Origin of the sequence: Synechococcus sp. R55.4, from assembly GCF_047461935.1 — a bacterium.
Taxonomy (GTDB): domain Bacteria; phylum Cyanobacteriota; class Cyanobacteriia; order Thermostichales; family Thermostichaceae; genus Thermostichus.
The window spans coordinates 1-13,313 of sequence record NZ_JANSIF010000072.1; the positions used below are offsets into that span (position 1 = coordinate 1).

The following is a 13,313-nucleotide window of genomic DNA, read 5'->3' on the forward strand; positions in this document are numbered from 1 at the left end:
AGGCGCTGCAAGAGCTGAGCCGGCGGAGCATGGCTTTCCCCGAAAACAACCCGGTCACTGGAGCGGTAGAATACCACTTCCCTCACCTGCTGCACCGCTCCCCCGACCAACGTTCGCTCTAGATGCCCTCCTGCAGACCTCTACTGGGATCCCAGGATCCCTTGACGTTTGGCTAGCCGCATTGCCCAGCGAAAGGCCAGCAGACCCAGGCCGAAGTAGAAAATGCCGCTGGCTAGAGCCATGGCCAAGCGCAGGGGATCCAGCCCTACCTCGCGCACCATTACGTCGCGTAACAGCCCCGCCCCCGCTGTCATGGGTAGCATCTGCCCCAGCCCCTTCAGGGATCCCGGCCATTCTTCCGTGGGAGCAGCCAACAGGAAAAGCAGGCCGAATTGGCTGATAATTAAAAGCTGCTGAATTCGCTTCCAAATCAGAGCGGCGGATCCCAGCAAAAACGAAAAACCGTAGGCCCCCAGCACCACGCTCACCAAAGGCAACACCAGAGCAGGGGGAAACCGCAACCGGCTGCCCGTCAGCAATAAGATGACGCCCAGAATGACGACGACAATGGAAAAGCGCAACACCAAGCTGGCACAAGCCCGTGCCAAGAAGAGAGTAGCTGCCGAAAATGGCGAGAGCAACACCTGCTCCAAGGTGCCTGTCTGGGCTTCCACCTGCAGGTTGAGGGCGATGTCGTTCACCACAAAAATGACCAGCGTCCAGAGCACATAGCCGATCACCACCGCATCCAACCGTTCGCCAAATTGGGAGGCAGGCCCTGCCACATATTGGGCGCCGGCAAAGAGGGCATAGAAGAAGAACGTGGTGATCAGGATCCCGCCCAGGGCCTCCGCCGGATAGCGAATGTACTGGATCCAGGCCCGCTTCAGTTCAGCCCAAAACAGGTGTATCACCGGCATCATCCTTGCCCCTCTCCCCTTTTCAACAACTCGAGGAAAATATGGGTGAGATCGGCTTCCTCTCGTTTGAGGCTGAGCAAGGGCAAAGGCTTCAAGATCTCCAGCACCTGATAGAGCATCTCTGGCGGGCCGCTGAACCGCACCCGATGGGATCCGAGAATCTCCACCCCTTGGCGGGCCAGTTGTTCAAACCTCCAGGGATCCAGCCCCTGTTCCAGCTCGATCCGGTAAGTACCGACGGCGCCGGCAAAGTGCCGGATCAACTCTCCCGTGGGGGCTTGGGCGATGATCACCCCTTGTCGAATAACGGCTACCTGATCCGAGAGCGCTTCCGCAATATCCAGTTGATGGGTGGTGAGCAAGATGGCTCGACCCGAAGCGGCAATTTGGCGGATCAGGGATTTCACCGCTTGCGCCGATTCCACATCCAACCCCAGGGTGGGCTCATCCAGCAGCAACAGGGCCGGTTGATGCAGGAGGGCGACGGCAATGGCCACCTTCTGCTGCATGCCCCGCGAAAGGGTTTGCACGGCAACATCCCGCTTTTCCCACAGGCCAAAGGTCTCCAGCAGCTCTAGCCCCCGTTGCCGAGCGGTTCTGGGGGATAGCCCCCGCAGCACACCGAAGTACTCCAGGTTCTGTAGGGGGGTCATCCGCCAGTAGAGGTTGCGATTGCCTTCCAGCACTGCCCCCACCTGGGCCAGGGCCCCCGGATCGGTATGGGGATCCCGTCCAAGAATGCGCACTGTGCCCGCGTCGGGTTGGATCAGCCCGGCAATGAGCTTGATGGTGGTGGTCTTGCCGGCCCCGTTGGGTCCCAGAAAAGCCAGGATCTCCCCTGCCGCCAGCGTCAGGGATACATCCACCACCGCCCGCACCTCCTTGCTCCCCTGCCGGTAGGTCTTCTGCAGGTGGTGGGCTTCTAGAACTTTACATGACGCGAACACGATGCAAACGCGAAGCCGATGCAAAAAGGAGCGCTGAAGAGAGGAGGGCCGGCCATTCCACTCTCTCACACCAGAGCATGGGCCCGCCTCGAGAGGGATCCGGCAAGATCTAGGGGGTCATTGGGATCCCAGCCTCCATCCGGCTCAGGGCCAAACTCATTTTGTCTAGCCACTGCAAAAGGTTCTCCAGTTGCTGCGCCGCCGGTACCATCCCCAGCCCTCGCACCGTCACCTTGCCCGGTTGGTAGACAAAGCGAGGCTGCAGGTGAGTGGGCAGAGCCTCTTTCAGGCGATTCCAAGCCGGCTCCTCCATGGGGGTTTCCAAAAGCACATGCTCTTTGGCCGGTTTGATGCGGGAAAAGCCCAGGGCTCGGGCCAGCACCTTCAGCTCCATTACCCGCAGCAGCTCCTGAGTGGGCTTGGGCAGGGGGCCAAAGCGGTCTTGCCATTCTTGGGCAATTTGCAACAGCTCGACCCGAGAGCCGGCAGCGGCCAGTTGTCGATAAGCCTGCATCTTTTGATCTTCGTCGGGAATATAGCTTTGCGGGATCATAGCGGTTACATTGAGGTCAATTTGTGTGTCCTCCACCTGTGGGATCTCCTGGCCGCGAATTTCTCGAATGGCTTCTTGCAGCATTTCCAGGTAAAGATCGAAGCCCACCGCATTGACTTGCCCGGATTGTTCCGTTCCCAGCAGGTTGCCAATGCCACGAATTTCCATATCCCGCATTGCCAACTGATAGCCGGATCCCAGTTGGGTAAATTCCTGAATGGCCTGTAGGCGTTTGCGGGCCTCCTCGCTGAGGATCCCGTCTTCTCGGTAAAACAGCCAAGCATGGGCTTGGATCCCAGCCCGGCCCACCCGCCCCCGCAGCTGGTATAGCTGAGCCAATCCAAACTCCTGAGCATTTTCAATCAAAATGGTGTTGACGCGGGGAATATCCAAACCGGATTCGATAATCGTCGTGCAGACCAGGATATCGATTTCCCCATTGTTAAAAGCCAGCATCGTTGCCTCTAGCTCCCCTTCCGGCATCTGCCCGTGGGCAATGGCAATGCGAGCACCGGGCACCCACTCCCGCAATTTGGCACTGGTTTCTTCGATGCCTTCAATGCGGTTGACGACATAGAAGACTTGACCGCCGCGATCCAACTCTTGGCGGATAGCCGTGCGGATGACTTCGGGGTTGTAGGGAGAAAGGTGAGTTTTGATAGGCCGGCGGGAAGGAGGCGGAGTTTGGATCAAGCTCATTTCCCGCAAACCCGACAAGGCCATATACAGAGTGCGGGGAATAGGGGTGGCGGTGAGGGTGAGTACATCCACCTGGGTTTTGAGAAGTTTGATTTTCTCTTTTTGGTTGACGCCAAAGCGCTGCTCTTCGTCAATAACCAAAAGGCCTAAATCCCGAAATTGCACATCCTTGCCCAAAAGCTGGTGGGTGCCCACCACAACATCCAGTTCGCCACTCTTGAGACGGGATAGGATTTCTTTTTTCTCCTCCGAGGTGCGGAAGCGGTTGAGCAAGCCCACTTGAATAGGATAGGGAGCAAAGCGCTCTTTGAGGGTGTGGTAGTGCTGCTGGGTAAGAATGGTGGTTGGCGCCAGGAGAGCTACTTGCTTGCCGGCGGTTACGGCTTTGAAAATGGCACGGATTGCCACCTCTGTTTTGCCAAAGCCCACGTCCCCACACAGCAGCCGATCCATAGGGCGTGGAGATTCCATATCCCGCTTGATCTCCTGGACAGCTCGGAGTTGATCCGGCGTCAGGGGATAGGGGAAAGAATCTTCCAGCTCCTGTTGCCAAGGAGAATCGGGCGGGAAGGCATAGCCCTCCTGTTCGGCGCGTTTGGCATAGAGCTGCAGCAGGTCAAAGGCCACTTTTCGCAGGCTCTTTTTCACCTTCTGTTTGGTCTTTTCCCAGGTGCTGCCGGACATCTTGTGCAGGGCAGGTGGTCCATCCCCGCTGGCGCGGTAGCGGGAAAGGGAGTTGACCTGGTCGGCAGCCACCCGCAACAGGCCATCGCTGTATTGAATAACCAGGTACTCGCGGGTTTCGCCCCCAATGGTGAGGCTTTCTAAGCGCAGAAACTGGCCAATGCCATGCGCCTTGTGAACGACAAAATCCCCTGGCTTGAGCAGGTTGGGATCCACCTGGCGAGAGCTGGCCTGGCGGCGCTTGCGCACATAAGTAGGGGTGGCCAGGCTGTGCTGGCCGAAAAACTCGCGGTCGGTGAGCACCACCCACCCCAAGGTGGGCAGGAGAACCCCCTCCAGCTCGGCCAGGCCGGAATACTTGAGGGCCACTGGGGTGTAGGACTGCAGCTGGCGCTCGATGGCCGGGAAGTCTTTGGGATTGGGCACGTACTGGGCGGGGCAGTCGTGTTCCTGCAGCAGAGCTACAGTGCGGGAGGGCTGGGCAGAGAGGATCCACACCTGCAACTGCTGCTTGCGGTACTCGCGCAGGGTTTTGGCCAGGGATCCAAACTGGTGGGGAGCAGTAGGCACAGGCCGGCTTTTTAGGTCAAGGGCAGCTTCGGCTTCGCCAGCAGGGGCAAAGGTGCGGGCCAACAGGCAGGGGAAGGGATCCCAGTCGGGAGCCTTGAGATCAAAGGGGCGGTGGAAAGGCACCAGAGCTGGCTCGCTGGCCCGGGCCAGCTGCCACTGCTCCTGGGCGTGGCTTAGCCACTGCCGGCTGTGGGCTTGGCACTGCTCCGGCTCGTCGATCAGGATCAAAGCCTCGGGATCCAGATAGCTCAGCAGGTTGGCTGGCGGATCGTAGAGTAGGCCGAGAAAACGGCGCAAGCCTTCCGGAGGAGTCGGCGACTGCTCCAACTGCTGCCGCAGGGTTGGGGAGAGCCAATCCGCCTTTTCCTGCAGAGCGGGCCAGAGGATAGGCCCATAGCCGGTGGGAGTAAGCCAAACGTGGGGGATCCCATCTTGGGAGCGCTGGCTCACCGGGTCAAACTCCCGCAGCCGCTCCAGCTCGTTGCCAAACCACTCTAGGCGCACCGGCCACTCGCAGGCCACTGGGAAAACGTCGAGAATGTCGCCCCTTTGGCTCCACTGCCCCTCGCTTTCCACCAGACTCACCCGCTGGTAGCCCAGACGGGTCAACTGCTGCCCCAACTGCTGCGGCGACATCTCCAAGCCGGGTTCCAGCTGGAGACAAAAGGCCCGCAACACCTCTGGGGGAGGGAGGTGGGGTTGGAGGGCCCGCTCTGTCGCCACAATGGCCATGCCCTTCTTCCCCTGGAGGCAATCGGCCAGCACCTGAAACTGGCCCCACACCAGCTCCGGTTCCAGGTCAAAAGGTTCGTAGGGGGAAGCCTCTGAAGTAGGGTAGAGCTGCACACTCTCCCAGCCCATGCCCTCCAATTGCGCTGTCCACCGGCCCGCTTCTTCCAGCGTGGCAGTGACCACCAGCAGGGATCTTCCCTCCTGCTGGGCCAAAGCCGAGGCGATCAACCCCTTGGCAATCCGCCCTGCCCCCTGCAGATTTGCCCGTCGCTGCGATCTCAAGCAGGCGGCCAGCTCTTGAATCAAGCCGGACTGGCCTAGAAAGCGCACCAGCGGAATAAACGACATCTTCCACCCCACACTGCAAACTGCGATCCCAACAAGCAGGGATCCCAATTCTGGCAGGCTCCGGGGACAATCAGCAGCCGTCTGCCGGCTCTGTAAACCGGAAGTCCTCCCTTGCTGGGAATTGCTCCTCGATCTATTGGGACAACAGTTTTGTTGTTTAAAGACGAAGAAAACCAGAACCCTATGTCAATGGCCTGCCAGTTTTTGGCCGCTAGGTTCACGGAGGGCTTTTTGCTTTGTAGTCCAAATTACAAAAAAAGGTCTATATCTCACAGAATCCTAAAATTAACCTTTAGAGTCGGACGGCTTGTCGATTGTCTTAGCCAAGATTCGATGTTAGAAGGAACCACAAAGCGCGGCTTTCCCGGCCTCATCTGATGTCTGCCAGTCAGCAAGATGTTTTTCATACAAGAGATGTAGCTGTATCAATTGCAGCAGATGTTGTCGGAAAAAGCTGCATGAATCAATCCACCTAAACTTGGTACAAATTATGTTTCTAGACACCGTCGCGCTTTCTCGGCTACAATTTGCCCTCACGGCTATTTTTCACATGTTGTGGCCGGTCTTAACAACAGGAATGGCCATTTATCTTGTTGTGATTGAGGGGCTTTGGCTGAAAACCCGCAACTTAGATTACTACCGCCACGCCCGTTTCTGGTCAAAACTCTATGTGTTGAACTTCGGTATTGGCGTGGCCTCAGGCTTGCCGATGGCTTTTCAGTTTGGCATGAACTGGGCACCTTTTTCCGAAGCAGTGGGGGACTTTTTTGGAACCATCCTGGGGTTTGAAGGCACAATGGCCTTCATGCTGGAGGCCAGCTTTCTGGGGATCATGCTGTTCGGCTGGGAGCGCGTCCCGCCGGTGATTCACTGGATCTCGACGATCCTGGTGGCCTTTGGCGCCAACTTATCCACCTTTTGGATCCTGACGGCCAACTCTTGGCTGCAGACGCCGGCAGGTGGCGTGTTCGTCGATGGGAAATTTGTGGTGCGGGACTACCTGCAAGCTATTGTCAACCCCTTCATGGTCAACAGCTTTCTGCACATGTTTTTTGCCACCTTGGAAACCTCTTTGTTTGTTATCGGTGGCATCAGTGCCTGGTACATTCTCAAGCGGCGGCACAGCGAGTTCTTCTCCCGCTCCCTCAAAGTGGTCTTGGCAATGACCCTGGTGGTCGCCCCTTTGCAGGTGTTCGTCGGCCATCTGAGCGCGGAGCAAGTCTATCGCTATCAGCCGGCCAAACTGGCAGCTATGGAGGCCCAGTGGGAGACGATCCCCGCCGGTGAGCGGGCGGACTGGAGCCTGTTGGCCTTGCCCAACGACCGTGAAGAGCGCAACGAGTGGGAGGTGAAGATCCCTGGCGCGCTGGGCTATCTGCTGGAGTTCAAACCCAGGCTGGATCGACCCATTCAAGGGCTCAAAAGCTGGGATCCCCAAAATCGTCCCCACATGGTTGGCCTCATCTACTACTCCTTTAGGACAATGGTGGCCATTGGCCTCCTTCTAGCCGGGCTTGTCGGAGTTACCCTTGTGCAATGGCTGAGGGGCAAGCTCTCAGTGGAGGCCCTTTCTCAGCAAAAGTGGCTGATGAGAGCTTGGATCTTCGCAGCACCCCTGGGATACATCGCCGTTGAAACCGGTTGGATCGTCCGCTGTGTGGGTCGGCAGCCCTGGATTGTGTATGGACAACTGCGCACGGTGGAATCGGTTTCGCCCCTGCCGGCAGGAGAAGTGCTGTTTTCTCTGGTTGGCCTGACCGCGTTGTACACTGTGTTCTTCGTTGCCGCTCTCTACTTTGGCAGCCGCATCATCCGCGAAGGGCCAAACCTGGAGTTGCCCGCCCCTGTCCCGGCAACGCAGCCGGTGATCGTGGTCGAGCCTGCCCGCCACGAGCCAGATCGCCGTCCTGCAGAAGCTCGGTAGCAGCAGTTTGGTAGCCATCTAACTGGTGACTCCAAGTAGCAACAGGGCAACGTAGCAGGCCCATTCCCCACAGCAGTGAAACCCTTCGCTACGTCAACTCCCAACTTCCCTTCCCTAGAGGGAGAGGGACTGGGGATCGCCATCGGGAACTGTCTCGCACTGGTCAGAAATACTCAAAGCAGAGGGAACAGCGATGGAATCTTTTGAGCCTTTACAGCGGTTTCTGCCCCAGGTTTGGTTTTTTATCCTGGGCCTATTCCTATTTCTCTACGTTCTGCTGGACGGGTTTGATCTGGGAGTTGGTATCCTCTCCCTGACGGCCTCCAGCGAGACGCGGCGCAGCATTCTCATGACCAGCTTGGGCAATGTTTGGGATGCCAACGAGACGTGGCTGGTGTTGATGGGGGGATCCCTATTTGGATCTTTTCCTCTCGCCTACGCCACCATTCTCAATGCCCTCTACATACCCTTGGTGATCATGGTGGTGGGCCTGATCTTGCGGGCCGTTTCCTTCGAGTTTCGGGAAAACGCCGACAACAAGTTGGTGTGGAACCTGGCCTTTGGAGTGGGCAGCTTTTTGGCAGCCTTGGGCCAGGGATTTGCCTTGGGCAGCGTCTTCGAAGGGATCCGCGTGGACGAAGCCGGCCACTTTGCCGGCAGCCCCTGGGATTGGCTGACCTGGCGCACGCTGTTGGTGGCTCTTACTTTGATCCAGGGCTATGTGTTAATCGGCTCAGCCTACCTAATCGTTAAGACCACCGGCGAGCTTCAGGAAACCTACTACAAGACGGCAACCATCGCCACCTGGACAACTTTACTGGGGGCAGTGTTTATCACCATCAGCACTCCTATCATGTCCGAGCAGGCGCGTGCTCAGCTTTTCTCGCCCCCTCTTTTCTACATCTTTGCTGCCATCCCAGTTCTGGGACTTTTGTTGGTGGCGTTGTTGCTGCGCAGCCTGCGCCGGCGGGAAGAAAATAGCGTTTTGGTTTACACTTTTTTGATCTTTGCGCTTTCTTTTATCGGCTTGGGGTTCATGGTCTTCCCCAACATCATCCCCCCCAGCGTCACCATCTACGAAGCGGCGGCCTCCCCCAGCTCCCTGGTGTTTATGCTCACCTTTATTGGCTTTCTGATCCCGGTTATCTTGTCCTACAACATCTACAACTACGTGGTGTTCCGGGGCAAGATCGTGGTGCAGGAAGTGGCGGCGGAAGAGGCCAAAGTTCCAGAGGCAGTTTAAGCTGGCCTGAGGATGCAGCAATAACCCCGCCCGGTGATGGGCGGGGCAATTTTTTAGGTGCAATCGAACGTCTACAGAGAAAAGCTCTCACTCTCTCTTGAGCCATTGCCGGATCTGCTCGGCAGCTACATCGCGACCTCCCAACCCAAAAGCCAACGCCACCGCCACGGCAATCGCCCCCAGAACCAGACCAAAAGCCAACACCACAATGTCGGTGGCCACGCCCATCTGCTGCAGGGCCATGGCGCCAACAAAAACCAAGATAGCCACCCGCGCCGCCTGGGCCAGTACCCCTGAGGAAGGGCTACCCAAGCTCTTGATCATAGAGTGGGCCAAATTGGCCAAATAAAGACCGATCCCAAACACCAGGGCGCCGATGAGCACCCGACCGGAAATCAGCAACAGCCCCTGCACAATGTCGGTTAGGGCGGCAAACTGCAGCAACTCCACTGCCGGCACCGCCCCAAACAAGACCACGCCTACCCAGACCACCAAGCCGGCGATCTCGGAGGGAGTGCGACGTTTGGCAGCGGGATCCCCTTCAGGCTCAGGAGCAGCGGCCAGGGGCAAGCCCAGCCCCGCGACCAGACGGTCAAAACCCACCGCCTGCAGCAACTGGGTTACCAAGCTGGCCAAAAATTGCCCCAGCAAGTAAAAGACGGCCAGGATCAAAGCGGATCCCGCGATCAAGGGAATGGCCCGCAACACCTGCTCCAGCATCGCCACCGCCGGATCGGAGATGGCCCGAATTTCCAAGGCATTCAGCGCCGCAATCACCGCCGGGATCAACACCAAGACATACACCACCGTCCCGACGATCTGGGCCAACTGGGGAACGCCAAAGCGTGCCCCCAACCGATTTGCCCCTGCTGCCACCAACAAATTGGAGACGATCCCACGCACGATGCGGGCCAAAAACCAGCCCACTGCACCGATGATCAGCGCTCCCAAAATCCGCGGCACCATCGACAGCAACTGATCCAGCAGGTTTTGCACCGGCTGCAGCGGCCCCTGCAGGTTCAGGGTATCCAGGATGATCGGCAAAAAGAACAGCAGAATCAGCCAGTAAAGGGCATTGCCCAAAGTTTCATTCAGCAGGAAAGGGGTGACCTCTGTACCTCCCTCTTGGCCGGTTGGGGTTCCTTCTGCACCTGCCTCACCGGCAGTGCTTTCCTGTTGCAGAGGCCGGGCCAACTGCTCATCGAGGTTGAAACGCCGCAGCCCCTGGATGACCGCCAGCCGAGCAACAGTGGCCACCACCCAGCCCACAGCCAGCAGCACCAGCGCCCCACCCACCCGTGGCAGATAAACGAAGATTTCCCCCAAAAACCTGTTGAGCGGATCGGAGACAGCTTGAAGCTGCAGGGCATTCAGTACCGCCACCAACACAAAAGCAAGAATCACCCAGTAGACGGCAGCGGCCACCCAGCGCTCCGTTTGGGGCAGCTTCTCGCCGGGCTTTTGGCCCAAAACCCAAGCAGCCAAGCGATTGTCCAGTTGCGTCCTTTTGAGCAGTCCTCTAACGCCGAAGGCTACTGCCGTGGCCACTATCCAACCCAGAATTAAGATGGCAATCGCCGCAAGGAGATTGGGCATAAAATCGATAAGCCTAGACCAAAGACTGACGACAAAAGAGATGGCCTCATCTCCAATGGTGTTTCCAGAGGTGTCCATAATGATCCTCACAGCTTGAAAATGCTCAGGATGGACAGATAACAAGTGTAGGTTAACCTGAAGTGTTTTTTCAGGCAAGTTGGCCAAAGGGGGAATATGATATGAAAAATATATATTGAGGCAGAAATATCGGATCTCGAAATAAAACTTCACATTCTATTAACCCAAGGGCTCCAGCCATCAGTCAAAGCTCCGATGGGCCATCGAACGGCAAGGATCGAATTCAAGTTGTTGATACCGCAGATTATAGCTTTTCCCCACCGAGCAGGAGCTTTGTAGATTAAGTCAGGATCTCTGTTGTGCGATGGATGCAGCTGCATTGGCTAGAGTCAGTGTTGCTGGGAGGAACTGTAGCGGGCAGTTTGCATCCACAGAATGAGAGCATTTTGATGACCTATATAAAGAATCAAACGGGCAATCGACACTCGGTCAATGGGTTGGATCCCCTGTAGCCTTGATATGCTTAGCCTATTGGCTTGCTCACTGTCTGGCCTAAGGTGTATCCCGAAATACGTTTGCAGTTCTTCAATTTACAATTGACGCTTTTCTAAATCGGTTTCTTCCAATACACCAGCGCATCTTCTCCGTTGTAATACCCCTTGCGACGTCCCAGCCGTTGAAACCCTGCCGATTCGTACAGGCGGATTGCCGCTTGATTGGAAGCCTTTACCTCCAGAGTGGCCCAGCGGCAGCCTGCTGCTCTCGCTTGGTTCAGCAGTTCTTCCAGAATCCGCCGGCCCAAGCCCTGTTGCCGGTGCTCGGGATCCACCGCCAAGGAGATGATATGCGCTTCTTCTTCAATGCGCCAGAGAATGCCGAAGCCCACCAGCTCTTTTGTCGTCTGCGTCGGCGAAGTGGGGCCTGGAGAGGGAAGGGGAAACTCGGCTCGGCCCGAGCCACACGGGGCGCCAACGGCAGCGGGTTCCGCCACTACCCCAATCACCGTGCTTGTGGGTCGTTCCAGCTCCGCTCGATATCCCTGTTCTCCCCAGTATCCTCCGTAACACCGCCGATCCAGCTCCAGCAGTTGGGGCAGGGCAGTGATGTCCAACAGCTGCAGCCGATAACTCGTACCGCTCATGGTGGCCTAGTCTCGCAATTCGCAGAATTCCGCCAACAACAACTGCCCCAAGGGATCGTCATCGGGAGCCGCGTAGGGCAAGGCTCTGCGGCTGATGCTCAAGATTTTGCCCCCCGATTGGGGATGGTGCTCCGCACCGCTTTCGCGAACAGGCTTGAGTTCGTAGTCGATCCCTTCGGTGAAGCCGGCTTCCTGTAGGTAGTCTTGGGCGGCTTTGAGGATCCCTTCTCGCAGTTGCGCTTTGACCGCAGGGGCCATGAGGTGGCGAACAAACCACTGGGCGCTGGCGGGATCCACCTCGGCCAGGTATTGGAGGGCAGGGGTCAACACAGCAGGGCGCTCTTGAGGGGACAAGCCGTTCACCTGCTGAGCTACCGCGGGCACATCCCGCCGTTGCATCGCCTGGATCAGGGCTTGTGTGGCTGGAGAAAATGAGGGATCCGACACTTGGCTCATGGCTGGGGGTACCAGAGGGATTCGAGGGTGCGAACAATGGTCTCTGCTTGCTGTAGGGAAGAAGCGGTCGGCAGACAGACGGTCACATGGCCCAGTTTCCGCCCTGGGCGGGCAGGGGTTTTGTGGTACCAATGCACCGTGGCATTGGGGAGCTGGGCCAGGCACTGCCGCTTTTCTGCGTAATCGCCAGTGGAATGCTCATAGCCCAAGAGGTTCACCATCACTGCCCCCCCACACTTGAGGGAGGGATCCCCCAAAGGCAGGCCGAGGATGGCCCGCAGGTGTTGCTCGAATTGTGAGGTGTGGCAGGCTTCCAGGGTGTAGTGGCCGGAATTGTGGACCCGCGGCGAGATTTCGTTGATCCAGATCCCGGCCTTGGGGTGGGGCGGCGGCACCCAGAACAGCTCGATGCCAAACACGCCAACTGCACCCAATTTTTCCATCAGATCGGCTGCCAAGCGCCGGATCTCGGCCTCGGTGGTTGGGGGGATGCGGGCAGGCACCAGGACATGGCGGCAGATTTGCTCAATCTGCACAGTTTCCACCACCGGATAAACCCGGATCTCTCCCTTCAGCCCCCGCGCCACCATCACCGCAAGCTCCCGCTCGAACGGGATCCATTCCTCCAGCAATAGCGGGATCCCCTCAGATTGGCTAAGGGCCTGCTGCAAAGCCGCTCGCTCGTGCAAGATGCGGGTGCCCTGCCCATCGTAGCCCTGCCGCCGTCGCTTGAGCACCACCGGAAAGCCCAGTCCAGCCAGGTCTGCCGAATCCAACACCGCCTCCAGCGGAAAAAAAGTCGGCACCGGCAACCCCAACCGCGCCAGGAACTGCCGTTGGTGCAACTTGTCCAGCAGCGGCTCTAGCGTGCTGAGGCTGGGACGAAAGCGGGATCCCTCCGGATCCAGTTTTTTCAGCTCCGGCAGAGGGATAAACTCGTTTTCAAAAGTAACCACCGGGCAGCGCTCCAACAACTGGGCCGTGGCCTGGCTGTCGGCTGTGGATCCCCAAACCACCCCATCGGCCACTGCCACCGCCGGATCGGTGGGAGCAGCAGCCTGCACCACCAGCGGGATCCCCATCTGGCGAGCTGCCAAGGCCAACATCTGCGCCAACTGCCCGCCGCCAATCACCCCCACAGGTTGGGATCTCTGGTCTTTTGAGGATACCTGGGTTTCCACAGCCGTACCGTTATACTGGGTGGTGGGCCGCTGTCCATTGCTTCTTGGATCCAGAACCCCATTATGGAACCCCTTGCCCTCCAGCGCTAGGAGAAAAACGGTGGAACCCTCTCAACCGTCTGAGCCCAGAGCTTTGATTAACCGGGCTTTGGCAGATAAGGTCTTAACTCGCGCTGAACAACAGCAGATCCTCAATGCCGTCATGGCCGATCAAGAAATTTCCCCAGAAGAGCATGACTCTAGTCAATAATAAGCTCAACTATACTGAAAATAATGTATAATATGTTCAGTACGGATTACT

10 protein-coding genes are annotated in these 13,313 nt (G+C 57.8%); 3 read left to right on the forward strand and 7 right to left on the reverse strand.

Features of this window, described 5'->3' with window-relative positions; all coding sequences use genetic code 11:
• Nucleotides 1–140: 140 nt before the first annotated feature.
• The 3 genes from NW842_RS13210 to mfd all read right to left on the reverse strand — a co-directional run bounded on the left by NW842_RS13210 (nt 141) and on the right by mfd (nt 5,453).
• Complete coding sequence (locus tag NW842_RS13210; protein ID WP_414418215.1) at nt 141–923, reverse strand: ABC transporter permease; 783 nt, start codon at nt 921–923, stop codon at nt 141–143.
• Complete coding sequence (locus NW842_RS13215; protein WP_414418216.1) at nt 920–1,867, reverse strand: ABC transporter ATP-binding protein; 948 nt, start codon at nt 1,865–1,867, stop codon at nt 920–922. The genes NW842_RS13210 and NW842_RS13215 overlap by 4 nt, the downstream gene beginning before the upstream one ends.
• 109 nt (nt 1,868–1,976) lie before the next feature.
• Entirely contained in the window at nt 1,977–5,453 is a 3,477-nt protein-coding gene (gene mfd / locus NW842_RS13220) for a transcription-repair coupling factor (RefSeq protein WP_414418217.1), read from the reverse strand.
• 490 nt (nt 5,454–5,943) lie between these two features.
• Here mfd and NW842_RS13225 point away from each other — a divergent pair, with 490 nt between their 5' ends.
• Nucleotides 5,944–7,377, forward strand: a complete 1,434-nt coding sequence (locus tag NW842_RS13225) for a cytochrome ubiquinol oxidase subunit I (protein WP_414418218.1) — start codon at nt 5,944–5,946, stop codon at nt 7,375–7,377.
• A gap of 193 nt (nt 7,378–7,570) precedes the next feature.
• Nucleotides 7,571–8,620, forward strand: a complete 1,050-nt coding sequence (gene cydB, locus NW842_RS13230; RefSeq protein ID WP_011432837.1) for a cytochrome d ubiquinol oxidase subunit II — start codon at nt 7,571–7,573, stop codon at nt 8,618–8,620.
• Between the two features lie 87 nt (nt 8,621–8,707).
• Here cydB and NW842_RS13235 read toward each other — a convergent pair whose 3' ends face one another.
• From NW842_RS13235 to NW842_RS13250, 4 genes are all read right to left on the reverse strand, one after another.
• A complete protein-coding gene (locus NW842_RS13235; protein ID WP_414418219.1) occupies nt 8,708–10,294 on the reverse strand; it encodes a mechanosensitive ion channel in 1,587 nt (528 codons plus the stop codon).
• 547 nt (nt 10,295–10,841) lie between these two features.
• The gene (rimI, locus tag NW842_RS13240; RefSeq protein WP_414418220.1) at nt 10,842–11,375 is read right to left on the reverse strand and encodes a ribosomal protein S18-alanine N-acetyltransferase; all 534 of its coding nucleotides are present in this window, start codon (nt 11,373–11,375) and stop codon (nt 10,842–10,844) included.
• Nucleotides 11,376–11,381: 6 nt separating this feature from the next.
• A complete protein-coding gene (locus tag NW842_RS13245) occupies nt 11,382–11,831 on the reverse strand; it encodes a hypothetical protein (RefSeq protein ID WP_414418221.1) in 450 nt (149 codons plus the stop codon).
• Nucleotides 11,828–13,012, reverse strand: a complete 1,185-nt coding sequence (locus NW842_RS13250) for a 5-(carboxyamino)imidazole ribonucleotide synthase (protein WP_414418222.1) — start codon at nt 13,010–13,012, stop codon at nt 11,828–11,830. Before NW842_RS13250 ends, NW842_RS13245 begins: the two co-directional genes overlap by 4 nt.
• 100 nt (nt 13,013–13,112) lie before the next feature.
• On the opposite strand from NW842_RS13250, the gene NW842_RS13255 reads away from it, so the two are divergent.
• A complete protein-coding gene (locus NW842_RS13255) occupies nt 13,113–13,262 on the forward strand; it encodes a hypothetical protein (protein WP_414375456.1) in 150 nt (49 codons plus the stop codon).
• Nucleotides 13,263–13,313: the final 51 nt, after the last annotated feature.

Coding starts and splice junctions, on each gene's coding strand:
- NW842_RS13245 (WP_414418221.1), bottom strand. CDS start 11,831: ATGAGCCAAGTGTCGGATCCCTCATTTTCTCCAGCCACACAAGCCCTG.
- NW842_RS13210 (WP_414418215.1), bottom strand. CDS start 923: ATGATGCCGGTGATACACCTGTTTTGGGCTGAACTGAAGCGGGCCTGG.
- mfd (WP_414418217.1), bottom strand. CDS start 5,453: ATGTCGTTTATTCCGCTGGTGCGCTTTCTAGGCCAGTCCGGCTTGATT.
- NW842_RS13235 (WP_414418219.1), bottom strand. CDS start 10,294: ATGGACACCTCTGGAAACACCATTGGAGATGAGGCCATCTCTTTTGTC.
- NW842_RS13225 (WP_414418218.1), top strand. CDS start 5,944: ATGTTTCTAGACACCGTCGCGCTTTCTCGGCTACAATTTGCCCTCACG.
- rimI (WP_414418220.1), bottom strand. CDS start 11,375: ATGAGCGGTACGAGTTATCGGCTGCAGCTGTTGGACATCACTGCCCTG.
- cydB (WP_011432837.1), top strand. CDS start 7,571: ATGGAATCTTTTGAGCCTTTACAGCGGTTTCTGCCCCAGGTTTGGTTT.